Origin of the sequence: Enterococcus sp. 2201sp1_2201st1_C11_2201SCRN_220225, assembly GCF_040925905.1 — a bacterium.
GTDB classification, from domain to species: domain Bacteria; phylum Bacillota; class Bacilli; order Lactobacillales; family Enterococcaceae; genus Enterococcus_C; species Enterococcus_C asini_A.
In genome coordinates, this window is sequence record NZ_JBCOJC010000006.1 from 1 (window position 1) to 18841 (window position 18841).

General features: G+C 42.1%; 15 protein-coding genes. 13 read left to right on the forward strand and 2 right to left on the reverse strand.

Annotated elements, in window-relative coordinates:
• Nucleotides 1-105 precede the first annotated feature (105 nt).
• The 6 genes from AB5754_RS02775 to yqeK all read left to right on the forward strand — a co-directional run bounded on the left by AB5754_RS02775 (nucleotide 106) and on the right by yqeK (nucleotide 4869).
• Nucleotides 106-339: a hypothetical protein gene (locus AB5754_RS02775; RefSeq protein ID WP_368251484.1), complete on the forward strand. Its 234-nt coding sequence runs from the start codon at nucleotides 106-108 to the stop codon at nucleotides 337-339.
• 179 nt (nucleotides 340-518) lie between these two features.
• Nucleotides 519-1319 carry a 30S ribosomal protein S2 gene (gene rpsB / locus AB5754_RS02780; protein WP_311833476.1) on the forward strand — a complete coding sequence of 267 codons (801 nt, stop codon included), beginning with the start codon at nucleotides 519-521 and terminating at the stop codon, nucleotides 1317-1319.
• A gap of 121 nt (nucleotides 1320-1440) precedes the next feature.
• Nucleotides 1441-2322 (forward strand): translation elongation factor Ts, encoded by an 882-nt coding sequence (tsf, locus tag AB5754_RS02785; RefSeq protein WP_368251483.1) that lies wholly within the window; start codon nucleotides 1441-1443, stop codon nucleotides 2320-2322.
• A gap of 127 nt (nucleotides 2323-2449) precedes the next feature.
• The gene (gene pyrH / locus AB5754_RS02790) at nucleotides 2450-3172 is read left to right on the forward strand and encodes a UMP kinase (protein ID WP_311833478.1); all 723 of its coding nucleotides are present in this window, start codon (nucleotides 2450-2452) and stop codon (nucleotides 3170-3172) included.
• A 278-nt stretch (nucleotides 3173-3450) separates the two neighbouring features.
• The gene (gene frr, locus AB5754_RS02795; protein ID WP_311833479.1) at nucleotides 3451-4008 is read left to right on the forward strand and encodes a ribosome recycling factor; all 558 of its coding nucleotides are present in this window, start codon (nucleotides 3451-3453) and stop codon (nucleotides 4006-4008) included.
• A gap of 252 nt (nucleotides 4009-4260) precedes the next feature.
• Nucleotides 4261-4869, forward strand: a complete 609-nt coding sequence (gene yqeK / locus AB5754_RS02800) for a bis(5'-nucleosyl)-tetraphosphatase (symmetrical) YqeK (protein WP_368251482.1) — start codon at nucleotides 4261-4263, stop codon at nucleotides 4867-4869.
• Between the two features lie 386 nt (nucleotides 4870-5255).
• On the opposite strand, the gene AB5754_RS02805 is transcribed toward yqeK, so the two are convergent.
• The gene (locus AB5754_RS02805; RefSeq protein WP_368251481.1) at nucleotides 5256-5714 is read right to left on the reverse strand and encodes a hypothetical protein; all 459 of its coding nucleotides are present in this window, start codon (nucleotides 5712-5714) and stop codon (nucleotides 5256-5258) included.
• Nucleotides 5715-5965: 251 nt separating this feature from the next.
• Between AB5754_RS02805 and AB5754_RS02810 the strand changes: the two genes are divergently transcribed.
• The 5 genes from AB5754_RS02810 (at nucleotide 5966) to AB5754_RS02830 (ending at nucleotide 15393) form a co-directional block, all read left to right on the forward strand.
• Nucleotides 5966-6763 carry an isoprenyl transferase gene (locus tag AB5754_RS02810; protein WP_311833482.1) on the forward strand — a complete coding sequence of 266 codons (798 nt, stop codon included), beginning with the start codon at nucleotides 5966-5968 and terminating at the stop codon, nucleotides 6761-6763.
• Nucleotides 6760-7560 (forward strand): phosphatidate cytidylyltransferase, encoded by an 801-nt coding sequence (locus AB5754_RS02815; protein ID WP_311833483.1) that lies wholly within the window; start codon nucleotides 6760-6762, stop codon nucleotides 7558-7560. Before AB5754_RS02810 ends, AB5754_RS02815 begins: the two co-directional genes overlap by 4 nt.
• A 226-nt stretch (nucleotides 7561-7786) precedes the next feature.
• On the forward strand, nucleotides 7787-9058 hold the full coding sequence (rseP, locus tag AB5754_RS02820; RefSeq protein WP_368251478.1) for an RIP metalloprotease RseP: 1272 nt from the start codon (nucleotides 7787-7789) through the stop codon (nucleotides 9056-9058).
• A gap of 113 nt (nucleotides 9059-9171) precedes the next feature.
• Nucleotides 9172-10887 (forward strand): proline--tRNA ligase, encoded by a 1716-nt coding sequence (locus AB5754_RS02825; protein WP_368251477.1) that lies wholly within the window; start codon nucleotides 9172-9174, stop codon nucleotides 10885-10887.
• Between the two features lie 153 nt (nucleotides 10888-11040).
• The gene (locus AB5754_RS02830) at nucleotides 11041-15393 is read left to right on the forward strand and encodes a PolC-type DNA polymerase III (RefSeq protein ID WP_368251476.1); all 4353 of its coding nucleotides are present in this window, start codon (nucleotides 11041-11043) and stop codon (nucleotides 15391-15393) included.
• 85 nt (nucleotides 15394-15478) lie between these two features.
• On the opposite strand, the gene rlmD is transcribed toward AB5754_RS02830, so the two are convergent.
• On the reverse strand, nucleotides 15479-16855 hold the full coding sequence (gene rlmD, locus AB5754_RS02835; protein WP_368251475.1) for a 23S rRNA (uracil(1939)-C(5))-methyltransferase RlmD: 1377 nt from the start codon (nucleotides 16853-16855) through the stop codon (nucleotides 15479-15481).
• A 121-nt stretch (nucleotides 16856-16976) separates the two neighbouring features.
• Here rlmD and recX point away from each other — a divergent pair, with 121 nt between their 5' ends.
• Both recX and mutY read left to right on the forward strand, forming a co-directional pair.
• Entirely contained in the window at nucleotides 16977-17771 is a 795-nt protein-coding gene (recX, locus tag AB5754_RS02840; RefSeq protein WP_368251474.1) for a recombination regulator RecX, read from the forward strand.
• Nucleotides 17764-18841: A/G-specific adenine glycosylase (gene mutY / locus AB5754_RS02845; RefSeq protein ID WP_368259455.1), on the forward strand; the 1078-nt coding region annotated here is incomplete at its 3' end. The genes recX and mutY, both read left to right, overlap by 8 nt.

The following is an 18841-nucleotide window of genomic DNA, read 5'->3' on the forward strand; positions in this document are numbered from 1 at the left end:
CAAAGATTATAAAAAAGGCAATTAAAAACTGAGGGAGAGTATCTTTTTTAGGAGAATGAAGGGAACATGGTATACTGAGAGCATCAAAAAAGGAGGCTTTTCATCATGCAAAAAGAACAAGAACAGTTTTATAACTTTATCCTGGGCGAAACCAAACCAGAACACCAAGAAGCGGTGAAAGCTTTATTAGTGGATGCTTTTGCAAATCTGGATACGGATAATTTTATGAAAGCAGATTTAAAGGTTTTGGCGACTAAATTAACGCCTTTGTTAAAAGAAGAAAGTGTGACTTTGGTAACCAATGTCTTTACTGAATTTGGGAAAAATTTGCAAAAGTAATTTTCATGAAAAGAAAAATAGTTGCAATCTCTTATGTTCTAGCGTATACTATCTGAGGTGTGAGGCAACTTGCACACAAATCCACATCTTATCTGATTTAAAAAGGGGTGCTGACCTGTCAGTTCTTTTTAAAGGTGAAGGATAAGAGAGGGAAAAAAACCAATTGGAGGAAACACAAAATGGCAGTAATCTCTATGAAACAATTGCTTGAAGCCGGCGTACACTTTGGTCACCAAACTCGTCGCTGGAACCCAAAAATGAAGAAATACATCTTTACAGAACGTAACGGAATCTACATCATCGACTTGCAAAAAACCGTTAAATTGGTTGATGCAGCCTATGACTACATGAAAGCTGTCGCAGAAGACGGCGGCGTAGCATTGTTTGTTGGTACTAAAAAACAAGCACAAGATGCAATTAAAGAAGAAGCAACTCGCGCTGGTCAATACTATGTAAACCATCGTTGGTTGGGTGGTACTTTGACTAACTGGGAAACCATCCAAAAACGGGTTGCTCGTTTGAAAGAAATCAACAAAATGGAAGAAGACGGTACTTTCGAAGTATTGCCTAAAAAAGAAGTTGTTGGTTTGAACAAACAACGGGAACGTCTTGAAAAATTCTTAGGCGGTATCGCGGATATGCCTCGGATTCCAGATGTAATGTACATCGTTGACCCTCGTAAAGAACGGATTGCTGTTCAAGAAGCACAAAAATTGAACATTCCAATCGTAGCGATGGTTGATACGAACTGTGACCCAGATGAAATTGACGTAGTAATCCCATCAAATGACGATGCAATTCGCGCCGTTAAATTGATTACTTCTAAAATGGCTGACGCATTCATCGAAGGCAACCAAGGGGAAGACCAAGTTGTTGAAGAAGATTTCGCAGCAGAAGCTACAACTGAAAATGCAACTTCAATCGAAGAAATCGTTGACGTAGTTGAAGGCGACAACGCTTCTGAAGAATCAGCTGAATAATATTTAATTCGTATGATGAGGAGCTGTTTCAAAGGCTGGGCGCCAAAAGCCGCACTCCCTTTGAAGCAGTTTTTTTGTGAAAAAAATGCCCACGGGCTTATTGATCAAGGAGGAACTAGGAATGGCTGATGTAACAGCAAAAATGGTAAAAGAATTACGTGACGCAACTGGCGTTGGGATGATGGATGCAAAACGTGCTTTAGTAGAAGTAGAAGGCGACATGGACAAAGCGGTTGACTTGCTACGGGAAAAAGGTATGGCAAAAGCAGCTAAGAAAAATGACCGGATTGCAGCAGAAGGTTTGGCTGCTGTTTCGATCAAGGGTAATGTAGCTTCTATCGTGGAAGTAAACTCTGAAACAGACTTCGTTTCTAAAAACGAAATGTTCCAAGACCTTGTAAAAGAAATCGCTGATGTGATTGCAGACAACAAACCAGCTGACATGGAAGCAGCTATGAAATTGCCAATGTCTAAAGGCACAATGGAAGCTACGTTAATCGAAGCAACTCAAGTAATCGGTGAACGGATTAACTTCCGTCGTTTTGAAGTTGTAGAAAAAGACGACAATGCAGCTTTCGGTGGCTACCTACACATGGGTGGACGGATTGCCGTATTGACTGTTCTTGAAGGGACTACGGATGAAACAGTTGCCAAAGATATTGCAATGCACGTAGCAGCAATCAACCCTCGTTACGTCAACGAAAGCCAAATTCCAGAAGCAGAATTGGAACACGAAAAAGCAGTTCTTACTGAACAAGCTTTAAACGAAGGCAAACCTGCTAATATCGTTGAAAAAATGGTAATTGGTCGCTTGAACAAATTCAAAGCCGAAATCGCTTTGGTTGACCAACCATTCGTAAAAGACCCAGATATGACCGTTGAAAAATACGTGGCTTCTAAAGGCGCTAGCGTAAAATCATTCGTTCGTTTTGAAGTTGGCGAAGGAATTGAAAAACGGGAAGATAATTTCGTTGAAGAAGTTATGAGCCAAGTGAAAAAATAAGACTTTTCAACTAAATAAGGGAGACGCATGAAAGTGCGCTCCCTTTTTTTGCAAAAATGTAAGATTATTTGGCCTGAGCTGGCGTTTCACCGAAACCAGTAGGAGAAAGAAATACGGAGGAATCATCATGGAAAAACCAAAATATCAACGAGTGGTACTAAAATTAAGCGGGGAAGCATTAGCTGGAGATGAAGGCTTTGGCATTAAGCCCCCAACCATTAAAGAAATCGTCAAAGAAATTAAAGAAGTTCATGACCTTGGCGTAGAAATTGCCATCGTTGTAGGTGGTGGCAATATTTGGCGGGGACAAATCGGCGCACAAATGGGCATGGAACGGGCACAAGCAGACTACATGGGCATGTTGGCAACGGTAATGAACGCTTTGGCTTTGCAAGATACTTTGGAAAACGAAGGCGTGCCAACTCGGGTGCAAACCTCTATCGAAATGCGCCAAATCGCTGAACCCTATATTCGTCGCCGGGCTGAACGCCACTTGGAAAAAGGTCGTATCGTGATCTTTGCTGGTGGGACTGGTAATCCGTATTTCTCTACTGATACGACTGCAGCATTACGCGCAGCCGAAATCAATGCCGATGTCATTTTAATGGCGAAAAACAATGTGGATGGGGTCTACTCTGCCGATCCTAAATTGGACCATGAAGCGATTAAATTTGAAACATTGACTCATTTAGATGTGATTGCCAAAGGATTGCAAGTAATGGATTCGACTGCAAGCTCACTTTCTATGGATAACGATATTCCATTGGTAGTCTTTAACTTAAATGAAACTGGCAATATCCGTCGGGCTGTTATGGGTGAAAATATCGGAACTACGGTTCAAGGAAAATAAACAATTTCCATAGCTAGATGAAAAGAGAGTGGCGAGATAGTGGCTGCTCTTTTTTTTAAACTAAGGGATTCGACTTTTTGAAGGTTGGTCATCTAATCCTTAGCGATTCATTTAGTAAAGTACACAAAAAGCTTGAGGCTGCTGGAAGGAAGTTCCAACCGGTTTAGCAAGAGATTAAGCTTTCTATCAGCAAGCATTTCATTTATAATAAAATAGTGGTGTCTAAGTTGTGGAGCCTACTTCACAAAGCTACTTAAAAACTGTTAGGGGGAAATACAATGGCTGATGTAGTCATGCAAGAAACCAAAGAAAAAATGGATAAAGCCGCTGAAGCATTACAGCGGGAATTAGGCCAAATTCGGGCTGGGCGGGCCAATGCCAGCATTTTAGACCGGGTAATGGTAAATTATTACGGTGCACCAACACCGGTTAACCAAATGGCGTCCATCGGGATTCCAGAAGCACGTCTATTGGTAATCACACCTTTTGATAAATCAACAATCAAAGAAATCGAAAAAGCCATTCAAACGAGCGATGTGGGCATTACACCCCAAACCGATGGGACGGTAATCCGCTTGGTGATTCCACAGTTAACGGAGGAACGCCGGAAAGAATTGGCTAAAGAAGTGAAAAAAGAAGCAGAAAACTCTAAGATTGCCATCCGCAATATTCGTCGGGATGCTATGGATAGCTACAAGCGCCAAGAAAAAGCTGGTGACATCACAGAAGACGACTTGCGCAATGCTGAAAAAGACATTCAACAATTAACCGATGATGCCATTAAAAAATTAGATGCCATTGCTGCCGAAAAAGAAAAAGAATTATTAGAAGTATAATTTTATACGAAACCCTCCATTTTTATATTTGGAGGGTTTGTTTTTTTATCTGAGTATGATACAGATAAAAAGACTTGGAACTGTTATAATACGTTATATTATTTTTCTGAATTCCATCATTGCTTAATTTAATACTGTTATCCAGCCTTTTTCGGGAAAAAGTCTGTTATAATTAAACTGGATTTTTTAATTCAATAGAACAGAGACGTTTCCTAAAGACGTTACGGTATCGCAAATGATGGAGGTAAGATTATGATCGAGGCACATCGTTTTAGTGACATTGGCAAAGGCTTAGAAGGACAGGTTTTGAACTATTTACAAGAAAACGGACAGGAAGCTACTTTTTCTCATTTGCTTACAGTGGCTGAGGAGAATGCAAAATGGGCCCATTTTTTGGGACTAGATGAAGAGGCAGCCTATGACGCTGGCTTGCTTCATGATATTTCTGTAGTGATTCCTGATGAAGAGCGGTTGGCGTTTCACAAAGAGCATCATTTAGACATTTTAAAAGCAGAGCGGCATTTGCCTATGCTTTTGCATCAGCAGCAGTCAGCGATTTTAGCCCAGGAAGTTTTTCAAGTGACCAATCCTGCTATTTTATCTGCCATCGGCTGCCATACAACTTTAAAAGAAGGAGCCAGTACATTTGACTGTTGCTTGTTTTTGGCAGACAAAATAAAATGGGACCGAGGTACGACCCCGCCTTATTTAGATGAATTAATGCCATTGATGCATCAGAAGGATTTAAAAAAAGCTGCTTGGCTGTATTTGGACTGGCTATTTAATAATGATATTCAAGTAATCCACCCTTGGGCTTTGGCAGCTTTAAAAGAGTTGCGACCTCAAGCTGTAACAAAATAAGTAAGGTAAGGAAGCTGTGACAATAATCGTTGTTACGACACTCCTTTTAGTCGCCTAGTACAGTTCAACGAAGCAAAAAATGTTAAGTTCAACTAGCAATCACACTGACTTAGCTTGAGAAAAACAGGTTAGACAGTGTTTGAAATTTTTAAGGATGAAAAGACAAGCAGCTTCCCATGATTTTAATGGGAGTTGTTTGTCTTTTGTGGTTTCACGTTTGATATTGTTCGGTTTGGAGGACGGTGATATGATTATTGTCACTCCCTTTTACAAATTTCTCTAAGCTATTGTTAGCTGTAAGTAGCAGACTGACTATCCCAGGCATGACAAATAGCCCGCCATAGAATGACAGGAGTTATTTACAGCGCTGATCTTAACTATTTAGTCTAACAGCGTAATTTTATTAAATAGGTTGGGGAAGTGTTGGATAAAATTGTAGTGATCGACAAGAATTGTTTCAAAAAGAGTTGTTTATGAATTTTTCTCAGCTGAATTTTTACAAGCTTTTTGAAGATGGAATGGATTGCTTGGTAGCGAAGTTTGAGTTGGTGCCATTCTTCGGGGCTAAAAAACTCCCGAAATTCTGGTAAAAACAAGGCGAGCCAAGGACTGCCTTCTTGCTCCCAAGGGATGTTCAAATAGATTTCCCGCACTTGTCGGCGATAAAGCTCTGGTTGAAATGGTTTTGCACGACTGGCAAGACGGGGGAGAAGACGAATTAAGCGCAAATAGCCAAGAAAAATTACAGGATTGCCTTTGTCGCAATCATAATAATGTTTCAAACGACGGGCGGTGGTTTCGGGTTTGAAATAAGCAATTTGGTTCATCGTGAGGAGAAATTTCATCAGTCGCTCCTTTCATTGGCCAAAGGGATGAGTACTTATCACAAAAAACTAGTTCTTAAGTCTATCATACCCCTTTTGGGAATTTTAACGAAGGTTATTTATTATGTTGAAGCAATTTGAGGCATTTGGCTTTCAAAAATTCTTTAAAAGTCCCTGAAAAAGGGGAGACTCTTATGGTTTTTCCTGAGATTTGGCTAAGTTAATGGTATAATGGTTTCTGTTAATTACAGAAAGGAAATGAGGGAGTCAATATGTGGCGTCTGTTTCCACAGAAAAATAAATACATCCAAGAAGAATCGGCTTTTACCTTTGATCCAGCGGGGAATGTTCCCAAACATATCGCCATTATTATGGACGGGAATGGTCGCTGGGCGCAAAATCGGCGCTTGCCTCGGATTGCAGGACACAAAGAAGGCATGGAAACGGTGAAAAAGGTTACCAAACACGCCTCAAAATTAGGCGTAAAAGTTTTAACGCTTTATGCTTTTTCCACAGAAAACTGGAAACGGCCCACCGAAGAAGTCAATTTTTTGATGCAGTTGCCTGTGGATTTTTTTGATACGTTTGTACCAGAGCTGATTAAAGAAAATGTTCGAGTGCATGTCATGGGCTATACTGAATTTTTGCCTGCCCATACGCAAGATGCAGTCAAGCGTGCAGTGGAGCAGACCAAAGACAACACGGGGATGGTGTTAAATTTTGCTTTGAATTATGGCAGTCGAGCAGAAATTGTCACTGCCACCAAAGCTATCGCTAAAGAACTTTTGGCTACTGGGGCTGATGAAACGTCCATTGACGAAGAAACAATCGCGGATCATTTAATGACTGGTTTTTTAGCACCAGCGTTACGAGATCCGGAATTGGTGATACGCACCAGTGGAGAAGAGCGAATTAGTAATTTTCTTTTGTGGCAAATTGCTTATAGTGAATTTTTCTTTACGGATGCGTTGTGGCCTGATTTTAATGGGGAACTATTGGAAATGGCCATTGCGTCATTTCAAAACCGGCACCGTCGTTTTGGCGGTTTATCAAAGGAGGAAAGTAAATGAGACAACGAGTGATTACAGCGGTCATAGCACTGGCCGTGTTTATTCCCATTTTAATGGTGGGAGGGGTAGCAGTAGAGTTAACCGGCGCCTTGTTAGCTGTGGTGGGCGTGTATGAAATGTTCCGCATGAAAGGCTTAAACATTGTGAGCTTTGAAGGAATTTTATCTGCATTAGGGGCCATTTTTCTAGTCTTGCCCAAGGAGCGCTATTTCTTTTTTTTACCAGCAAATACCGATAGCGCAATGCTCTTTTATTTCACTGTGATGCTCTTATTAGGAGCTTCTGTGATTTCAAAAAATATGTACACCGTGGATGAGGCAGGGTTTCCTGTTTTAGTCAGTTTGTATGTAGGAATTGGTTTTCGGGAATTCGTCAATGCCCGTAGTGAAAGTTTAATCATCCTGATGTTTGGCTTGTTGATTGTTTGGGCCACAGATATTGGGGCTTACATGATCGGTCGAAAGTATGGCAAACGGAAATTATGGCCGGAAATTTCTCCTAATAAAACCATTGAAGGAGCTTTGGGAGGGATTATTTCCAGCGTGGTTGTGGCTTTTATTTATGTGATGCTCTTTAGCAAACAACAAAATTTTGTCTACCCATTACCCGTGCTTTTATTGTTTACGGTGGTCTTTTCGATCGTGGGGCAATTTGGAGATTTGGTGGAGTCAGCGATTAAACGCTACTTTAACGTGAAAGACTCCGGCAACATTTTACCGGGACATGGTGGCATTCTCGATCGTTTCGACAGCATGCTTTTTGTCTTTCCTATTATGCATTTACTAGGGATCTTTTAAAGAGTGACTGAAACAAGAATTAGCTAGATTGTGGCTGATTGCTTGTTTCAGTTTTTTTTGAATGATTTTTTGCTTTTTTGTGACAATCCCTTTACTTTTTTTACAAGGGACGCCGGTGGTAAGGTGGGTGTGTTAAAATAGATAAAAGTCGATTACGAATAAGACAGAGATCATAAACAGAGTGAGTCAGATTATATCTTGTAGTCTGTGAAAGTGAGGATACAGTATGAAAGGCATCATAACTTTTATTATCGTGTTCAGTGTGGTGGTTATTTTCCACGAGTTTGGACATTTCTTTTTTGCCCGTCGTTCGGGAATTTTAGTGCGGGAGTTTTCCATTGGCATGGGACCGAAGATTTTTGCCCATCAAGGCAAAGATGGTACTACGTATACCCTGCGCCTTTTGCCCATGGGTGGCTATGTGCGCATGGCCGGTGTGGGAGAAGACGAGACGGAGCTCACCCGAGGGATGCCCGTGACTTTGGTTTTAGATGAGAGTGGCAAAGTTACTAAAATCAATACTAGTAAAAAAATTCAATTGCCCAATGGGATTCCGTTAATGACAGAAGCCTTTGATTTGGAAGAAGAGTTGTTTATTTCAGGTTATACTTCAGCAGATGAAAGTGAACTACTGCGTTATGAAGTCCTACACGATGCGACGATTATTGAACAAGATGGTACCGAGGTGCGCATTGCCCCGAAAGATGTCCAATTCCAGTCCGCAAAATTAGGTAATCGCATGATGACGAACTTTGCGGGCCCCATGAACAATTTTATTTTAGCAATTCTGTTGTTTATCGTAATCGCCTTTATCCAAGGGGGAGTGGCGGTAACCGACACCAATGGCATCGGTCAAGTGACCCCAGATAGTCCGGCTGCTGTAGCTGGGTTAAAAGAAGGGGATCATGTTTTGAGTATCGATGATAAAAAAATTGCTACTTGGGAAGAATTGTCCGGAGCGATTTTGGCAACGCCTGATCAAACCTTGGATTTTAAAGTGCAACGGGGTTCGGAAACCTTTACCACTAAAGTAACGCCAGAAACTACTACAGTGGATGGGCAAGAGACCGTGCGAATTGGCATTCAAGTGCCAATGAAAACGGGCTTTGTCGATAAGATTACCGGCGGCATCAAACAAGCATTGGCAAATTCATTGACTATTTTCCAAGCCTTTGGTGATTTGATCATGCGGCCAAATTTGGATAAATTGGGCGGGCCGGTAGCAATTTTTCAAATGTCTTCACAAGCTGCCCAACAAGGTCCCACTACGGTATTAGTTTTCATTGCTATTTTGTCCATGAACTTAGGCATTATCAACCTTTTTCCATTTCCAGCTTTGGACGGAGGCAAACTGGTGTTAAATATACTGGAAGCCATCCGCAAGAAACCACTAAGCGTGGAAAAAGAAGGAATTTTAAACTTAATTGGCTTTGGGATTTTGATGTTGCTAATGATTTTAGTAACTTGGAATGATATTCAACGTTTCTTTTTTAATTGAGTAAGGGATTGTAAAGTTTAGTACCATGTCTAACTATGTTTGGCTTTACGAAGGAATTTGTTTAGCCATTCTTATTTCAGCATAGGGGTTAATTTCGGATAAGTGAGGGTGCCATGAGACAATCAAAAATTTTGATTCCCACATTAAGGGAACTGCCTCAAGATGTGGAAGTGCTTAGTCATCAGATGTTATTACGGGGAGGCTTTATTCGCCAAGTATCTTCCGGGGTCTATGCCTATTTGCCATTGGCTTTTCGGGTGTTGGAGAAGATTAAGGGAATTATTCGCAAAGAATTACAAGGCATTGGGGCTCAGGAAATGGCCATGCCCCATTTGGTCCCGGGGGATATTTGGGAGAAAACCGGCCGCTTAACGACTTGGGGCGAGCAACTGTATCACTTGCAAGATCGCAATGAGCGCTTGCAGTTATTAGGAGCTACCAATGAAGAAGTCTTTACCCAGTTGATTGCAGATGAAGTGAATTCTTATAAGCGCCTGCCGATTAACTTGTTTCAAATCCGCAGTAAGTTTCGAGATGAAAAACGTCCCCGTCATGGCTTGTTGCAAGCTCGGGAATTTTTAATGCAAGATGCTTACTCTTTTCATTTAACGCAGCCTAGTTTAAATGAGACGTACCACCAGTATGAAGAAGCCTATAAGCGGATTTTAACCGCTTGTGGCTTGTCCTATCGTTGGGTAATAGGGGACAACGAGTTAATGGGAGGCAAGGAATCAAAGGAATTTATGGCGCTGTCGGATATGGGAGAAGACGTAGTTTGTTTTTCGACGGACAGTGATTATGCGGCTAATTTAGAAGTCGCTACCAGTCTTTACACTAAGAAACTGGCCCAAGCTTCCTTTTTGCCTTTGACTAAAGAGAGCACTCCTAAACGAACCAAAATCACTGAGATTGCGGAATTCTTTCAAGTTCCGGTGGACAAAGTGATCAAAAGCCGTCTCTATTATGGGGATGATGTACCGATTATGGTAGTGGTTCGTGGGGATCATGAAATTAACGAATTAAAATTAAAGCGCTTTTTGCAAGTTCAAATTTTACGCAGTGCCACTCCGGAAGAAGCCCAACAAGTAATCGGGGCAGACTTTGGCTTTCTTGGTCCCGTAGCTTTGCCAGAAGAAGTCAAACTCTATGGAGATTTTGCGGTGCAAGATATGGACAATGCCATTGCGGGAGCGAATGAAACGGATTATCATTTGATCAATGTGAACTCAGGGCGTGATTTTACCCCTATCGCTTATGGTGATTTACGCTATGTCTTGGAAGGCGACCCGGCACCTGATGGAAAGGGAGTCTTAGCTTTTGCAAGAGGCATCGAACTAGGGCATATTTTCAAACTAGGCACTCATTATAGTGAAATTTTTGATGCCACGGTGTTAGATGAAACCGGCCAATATGTGCCTGTGGAAATGGGCAGTTATGGGTTAGGAGTCAGTCGGATGCTGGCTGCTATTGTGGAACAACATGCCGACTCAGAAGGCATCAGCTGGCCCAGAAATATTGCTCCTTTTGATTTGCACATTGTTCAGATGAATATGGAAGATGAGTTTCAGACAGCCCTTACCCAAGAATTAGAAACAAACTTAGCCGAACATGGCTATGAAATTTTAGTCGATGATCGCAAAGAACGGGCTGGAGTGAAATTTGTAGATGCGGATTTGATTGGCTGTCCTTTACGAATTACCGTGGGGAAAAAGGCCATGGACAATATCGTGGAAGTCAAGTTGAAGCGTACTGGCGCCATGGTAGAAGTACGCAAAGAAGAATTACTGGATACCATTCCGATTTTACTAACCTCAGCAGAAGCAGAATAAAACATTAATGAAAGGATTGGCGAAGCTAGCTTATTTCGGCTAGGATTGCCAATCCTTTTAAGAATGAGAAAATAAGCAGAACCTTCTTAATGAAAGACGGTAAAAAAAAAGGTATACTAAACAGTGCTGAATCAATCCTCAGGAGGCAGAAGAATGTCAGAGAAAAACGAAAAATTTGCAATCCTGTTAGAACAGGCAAACTTAGCCTCAGATGAGCGCCAAGCTTTAATAGACGCCAAAGGCAGAATCGAAGCGGTTGTTGTACATAAACAGTCCCGGATTTGGGAGTTCACTCTTGGGTTCCAACAGATTTTACCGGTGACTTTGTATCAAAGTCTCCTGCACCATGTGATGATGGCTTTTCAAGAAATCGCCCAAGTCAAAGTCAATATTCAAACAGAAGCCAGTGAATTGAACCAAGACTTACTACAAGATTACTGGCCATTGGTGCTCTCAGACCAAGATTGCAATACGAAAGTCGTGGCCCAAACCATTAAGAATCAGCTCCCCTTTGTGGAAGGAAAAAAAGTGATTTTACCTTTTGCCAATGAAGCGATTATTCCCCATATGGTAGATAATTATTTTCCTTTAATGGAATCTCGCTATCAAAAAATGGGCTTTCCCAAATTTCGCTTAGAAGCTCGCTTTGATGCGGAACAAGGAAAAGTTGCGGAAGAACAACTGGCCGCCAAAAAAGCAGAACAAGCAGAAGTCTTGATGCAACAAGCCATGGAAAATATTGCTGCTCATGAAAAACAAAAACAAGAGCAAAAATCAGCACCAGTCTTAGTCGGCCCGGTTCAATTAGGCCGCAACATTCCGGCTGATGAAGCGATTTTACCAATGATTAATATCATTGAAGAAGAACGGCGAGTGACCATCGAAGGCTATGTCTTTGATGTGGAAGTCCGAGAACTGCGGACAAAACGGAAGATTTTAACCGTAAAAATCACCGACTATACCTCTTCATTCATTGTGAAAAAATTCTCCAATGGGGAAAAAGATGAACAAATTTTTGACAATATTTCAAAAGGTATGTGGCTAAAAGTTCGCGGAAGTATTCAAGAAGATACTTTCCAGCGGGATTTGGTGATGTTTGCCCAAGATTTGGTGGAAGTCAAACATCCTCCAAGAAAAGACTATGCTCCCGATGATGAAAAGCGGGTGGAACTCCATCTTCACTCTAATATGAGTACCATGGATGCTACCAATTCCATTGGGGACTTAGTAGCACAAGCAGCCAAATGGGGCCACAAGGCGATTGCCATTACTGACCACGGTGGTGCCCAATCTTTTCCAGATGCCCATAGTGCTGGTAAAAAGCACGGGGTAAAAATCCTTTACGGAGTGGAAGCCAATGTGGTGGATGACGGTGTACCAGTAGCTTACAATCCTGCCCATATCCCGTTAACAGATGCGACTTATGTGGTCTTTGACGTGGAAACCACTGGACTATCTGCCGTTTACAATACGATTATTGAATTAGCTGCCGTGAAGATGCACAAGGGGAATGTTATTGAATCCTTCGATGAATTTATCGACCCGGGTCATCCCTTATCAAAGACCACAGTGGAACTTACGGGAATTACCGACGAAATGGTTCGGGGCTCTTTACCAGAGCGAGAAGTTATGGAACGCTTTACCGAATTTGCTAAAGATTCGATTTTAGTAGCCCACAATGCTTCTTTTGATATGGGCTTTATTAACACCACTTACCACCGTTTGAATTTACCAGAAGCTACCAATCCGGTGATTGATACTTTGGAGTTGGCCCGTTATCTCTATCCCCAATTTAAACGCTTTGGCCTAGGCGTATTATCGAAAAAATTTGGCGTAGGTTTGGAACAACATCACCGGGCGATTTATGACTCGGAAGCCACGGGGCATTTGGCGTGGATATTTGTTAAAGAGGCCATGGAAAACCACGAGATGCATTATCATGATGACTTGAATCGTCACGTGGGAGGAGAAAATTCCTTTAAAGCCGCTCGTCCCTTTCACGCGACGATTATGGCTCAAACCCAAGCTGGCTTGAAAAATCTCTTTAAGCTGATTTCTCTAAGCAATGTAAAATATTTCCACGGTGGCGTGCCGCGAATTCCTCGTTCGGAGTTAGTCAAACTTCGAGAAGGTCTTTTAGTGGGAACAGCTTGCGACAAAGGAGAAGTCTTTGTGGCGATGATGCAAAAAGGTGTGGAAGCCGCCAGAGAATTGGCCAAATTCTATGATTATATTGAAATCATGCCAAAAGCCGTCTACGCTCCATTAATTGAACAAGAACTGGTGAAAGACGAAAGCGACTTAGAAGAGATCATCCGTAATCTGATTACTATGGGCAAAGAACTGGGCAAACCAGTGGTGGCGACCGGCAATGTTCATTACTTAAATGAAGAAGATGGCATTTACCGCAAAATTTTGGTGAATTCCATGGGGGGAGCCAATCCGTTAAATCGTCATAGCTTACCAGATGTGCATTTTCGGACCACAGATGAAATGCTCACCGCCTTCCAATTTTTAGGCCCAGAGTTAGCCAAGGAAGTTGTGGTGGACAATCCGAATAAAATCGTGGACATGTGTGAGACGATTATTCCGGTGAAAGACAAGCTCTATACACCAAAAATTCCCGGTTCGGAACAGGAAATTACCGATTTATCTTACAACCGGGCGCGGGAGTTGTATGGAGATCCACTGCCGGAAATTGTCGAAAAACGGTTAAAAAAAGAACTGGATTCCATTATCGGCAATGGCTTTTCCGTGATTTACTTAATCTCGCAAAAATTAGTGCATAAAAGTAATGAAGATGGCTATTTAGTTGGTTCTCGGGGATCGGTAGGCTCCAGCTTTGTGGCTACCATGACGGGGATTACTGAGGTCAATCCATTAGCACCTCATTATTACTGTCCAGAATGTCAGTATTCTGAGTTTTACGAAGATGGTTCTTACGGTTCCGGCTTTGATATGCCAGAAAAAGCCTGTCCGAAATGTGGTGCTCGTTTAAATAAAGACGGTCACGATATTCCTTTTGAAACCTTCCTAGGCTTCCATGGGGATAAAGTTCCCGATATCGATTTGAACTTCTCCGGGGAATACCAACCTCAAGCCCATAACTACACCAAGGTGCTTTTTGGGGAAGATTATGTCTATCGGGCGGGAACAATCGGTACCGTGGCAGATAAGACTGCTTATGGCTATGTGAAAGGCTATGAGCGAGATCATAACTTGCGCCTGAGAGGAGCAGAGATTGATCGACTAGCCCAAGGCGCTACGGGAGTCAAACGAACTACCGGTCAGCACCCCGGGGGGATTATTGTTATTCCTGATTATATGGATGTCTATGACTTTAGCCCCATTCAATACCCGGCAGATGATTTGAATTCTGAATGGCGCACCACTCACTTTGATTTCCACTCCATTCACGACAATATTTTGAAGCTGGATATTCTTGGACACGATGATCCTACCGTAATTCGGATGTTACAAGATCTATCGGGAATTGATCCTAAGACTATCCCTACAGATGATCCTGAGGTCATGCGGATTTTTGAATCTCCAGAAGTGCTAGGGGTGACTCCAGAACAGATTGGTTCTGAGACGGGAACGTTAGGAATCCCTGAGTTTGGGACTCGTTTTGTTCGAGGAATGTTAAATGAAACCCATCCAACTACCTTTGCAGAACTGCTTCAGATTTCTGGACTTTCCCACGGGACAGATGTTTGGTTGGGCAATGCGGAAGAATTGATTAAACAAGGAAAAGCCACATTGGCGGAAGTAATCGGTTGTCGGGATGACATTATGGTGTATTTGATGCATGCCGGGCTTGATCCAGGTATGGCCTTTACCATTATGGAAACCGTGCGAAAAGGGCAATGGAGTAAAATTGACGATGAGAAGCGGGACAAATTTTTAGTAGCGATGAAGGAAAACAGTGTGCCTGATTGGTACATTGATTCTTGTTCCAAAATCAAGTACATGTTCCCTAAAGCCCATGCGGCTGCTTATGTGTTGATGGCGTTGCGGGTAGCCTATTTTAAGGTTTACCATCCAATTTTGTACTACTGTGCGTTTTTCTCCGTACGGGCAAATGATTTTGATCTCGTTGCCATGGCGCGAGGCAAAGATGCGGTGAAAGACCGGATGAAAGAAATCAATGACAAAGGCTTGGATGCCTCCACCAAAGAAAAGAACTTGTTAACCGTTTTGGAATTGGCCAATGAAATGTTGGAACGAGGTTTTGAATTTGGCATGATTGACTTGTATAAATCCGATGCAGTGAATTTTGTGATTGATGGCAATCGTCTTATCGCACCATTTCGGGCGGTACCAAGTTTAGGTGATAACGTGGCCAAACAAATCGTGGAAGCTAGAAAAGACGGTCCCTTCTTATCTAAAGAAGATTTGGCAAAACGAGGAAAAGTTTCCCAGACGTTGATTGATTACATGACGGAAAACGGTGTATTAAAAGGTCTACCAGACGAAAATCAATTGTCGCTTTTTGATATGTTTTAAAAAGATGAGCCCACCAGTTTAACTGGTAGGGCTCTTTTTTTGAGGCGAAAAGGTAGTTTTTCCATGTAAAATTTCACTGCTATTTTTAGCTTCGTGTTAATTTCACCACGACTTCACAGCGAGCGGTTTGAGGAAACATATCAACAGACTGCAAATAGTCCACTTGATAGACTGCACTTAAAGTGGCTAAATCCCGGGCTAATGTGGACACGTTACAAGAGATGTACACGAGTTTGTCTACGGGATATTCTAGGAGTGCTTGCCGTAATTTTTCATCCAAGCCAGTTCGGGGCGGATCCACTAAGATAGCATCAGGACGAAACCCTTCAACCAGCCACTGAGGTAGTAAGTCTTCGGCGGTGCCCACAGCGTAATAGGTATTGTCATAGCCCATGTTTTGGGCATTTTTCTGAGCATCGGTGATGGCTTCAGGAATTACATCCATCCCCCGGACTTCTTTGACTTTTGGCGCAAGACTTAAACCAATGGTGCCTACCCCACAATAAGCATCCACCAAGCGGTCTGTGGGTTTTAAGTCCAAGGCTTTTTCGGCTTCTTTGTACAAAGTCGCAGTCTGCTTGGGATTTAACTGGTAAAACGCCCGGGCGGAAAGATCGAATTTCAACTCATTGACTGCTTCATGAATGGTTTCTTTGCCCCAAAGATGAAAGGTCTCATCTCCCATAACCAAGGAAGTTTGTTTTTTCTGAACGTTTTGCATAATGGAAACAACTTTCGGCAAGCGCTCGGTAATCTCCCGGATTATTGCATTTTTCTGTGGCAGTTTTGGGGTACTGGTCACAAAGGTAACTTGTAATTCTCCCGTCACTTGTCCTACACGCACCACTAAGGTTTTCAAAATGCCGGCGTGTTTTTTTTCATTGTAAATTGGTGTTTGGTATTTATTTACCAGTTGGACTAAGACATTTAAGGTTTCTTGAGTAGCAGGGATTTGGACCAGACAGTTGTCAATGGCAACCAATTGGTGGCTGTTTCTTTCATAAAGACCGGCCACCGCTTTTTTGGTTTGCTCGTTATAACCCATTTGAAACTGAGCTTTATTGCGATAACGCCAAGGGTCTTCCATGCCAATGGTAGGCAAGAGGCGGTAGTTTTGCCAGCCTTTAGGTTTAAATTTAGCCAATGCTTGGGCTAATAAATCCTTTTTAAAATTCAATTGAGCCGGGTAGCTTAAGTGTTGCAGCTGACATCCACCGCAACGGTCGTAAAAAGGACAAGGAGGTGTGATGCGTTCAGGGCTAGCTTTTATGATTTTAACTAACTGTCCTTCTAAATAACGGCTTTCTGTTTTGGTCACTTTCACTTGGACTTCTTCTTTGGGCAAGGCACCAGGGATGAAGATGATGGTGCGGCGGTAATAGCCGATTCCTTCGCCATTGATACCTAGGCGTTTGACTTGGATTTTTAAGCTTTGGCCGATTTTGGCGGCAACTTGTGACATATGCTTCCCTCTTTTCTAATTTCCCCATTATTCTAACACAAACCGCCGGAAGAATACGCTCTTTTATGTTACACTAGAATGTGCGTTCCCTGATGAAGTTTTTCGGAAAGGAAGAAACTGGATGCTGACGATTACTCAACTAACTAAAGAAAAAAATCTTTTTAAAGTCACTTTTTCCAATCACGAAACCTTACTCGTTTCAGAAGATCAACTGGTACGCTACCGCTTGTTAAAAGGCACGGAAATCAGTGAAGAAGAATTAAAAGAATTAAAAGACAACAGTCGCTTTGACTTAGGTTTGCAAGAAAGCTATCGCTACATTAGCTATCAACTACGCTCGGAAAAAGAAGTGGATACTTTTTTAAAAGACCACGAATTACCTTTAACTGATCGAAGAAAAGTGATTGAACGCTTAAAAGAATTAAATCTAGTAAATGATAAAATCTATGCCGAAAGCTATGTACGCACTCAAATGCGGCTATCAGGTAAAGGGCCAGGAGCGATTCGCCAACAGCTCTTACAAAAGGGTATTAAAGGGGCAACTAGTGAAAATGCACTGGCTTTGTATACTGAAAAGGAGCAACTTGCTGTGGCGCGTCACACTGGAGCAAAAGCACTGCGACGGATTCACGGAAAGAGCTTTAAAGAAACCGGACAAAAATTGCGACAAACGTTAATGCAAAAAGGCTTCTCCAAAGAAATTAGCGACGGAGTAGTAAATGAGTTACTTCAAGAAAAAGATGGAGAAGTGGAGATGGAAGCTTTAACAAAAGCCGGCGACAAGTTATGGCGTCGTCATCAAGGAAAACCATTAGCCCAACGGCAACAAAAAATCAAACAAAATCTCTATCAAAAAGGTTTTGCTTTGGATTTGATTCAACAATATTTGGATAGTAAGGAAGAAGTGGATGAATAACTGGGAGCGACTTTCATCAAAAGAAATTAAAAATTTACAAGAGGATTTTTTAAATTGGTATGACCAAAACCGGCGCAATCTACCTTGGCGAGAAAATCACGACCCTTACCGCATTTGGATTTCAGAAATTATGTTGCAACAAACTCGAGTGGTGACCGTGATTGACTATTTCTATCGCTTTATGGCGGCTTTCCCCGATATTGCCACATTAGCTGTGGCGCCAGAAGAACAATTGTTAAAAATATGGGAAGGCTTAGGCTATTATTCCCGAGCTCGGAATATTCAAGCGGCTGCAAAAGAGATGGTGGAGAAATTCAATGGCCAGATGCCTCGTACGCTACCGGAAATTGCTAGTTTAAAAGGAATTGGCCCCTATACTGCGGGGGCGATTGCCAGCATTGCCTTTGGACTGCCAGAGCCGGCCATTGACGGCAATGTGATGCGGGTAGTCAGCCGCTTGTTTGAAATTGACGCCGATATTGCCAAACCAGCTAGCAGAAAAGTCTTTGATCAAGGGATGCGCCAGATTTTACCCAAAACCTCTCCCGGAGATTTTAATCAAGCGATGATGGATTTAGGCTCCAGTATTTGCACCCCGAAAAGCCCTAACTGTGCTGTTTGTCCTTTGCAAAACTACTGTCTGGCCTATCAAAAGGGCAATCAGGAGAATTACCCGGTGAAGACTAAGAAACAACCACCAAAACCTATGTACTATCTTGCCTTTGCCATAGAAAATAGCGAACAGGAGTATGGGTTAATTCAACGAGGAGAGCAAGGCCTGCTCGCTAAAATGTGGACTTTTCCTTTACTTGAAGTCACAAAAGAAGAATATCAGCGTTACCAAAGGAGCTATAATACCGGACAGCTAGAGCTAGAAAGGACAGCGGATTTAGACTTTGTTGCTGAAGAGGCTTTACCCGAATTGCCTAATCTGGCGATTGATTTGGGCAATGTGGTGTGGCAAACCCGTCATTTAGGCGAAATCAGTCACATCTTTAGCCATTTAAAATGGCATGTACTTTTGTTTTATGGACGACAAATTCAAGAAAATTCACCATCAGACCAAGTAC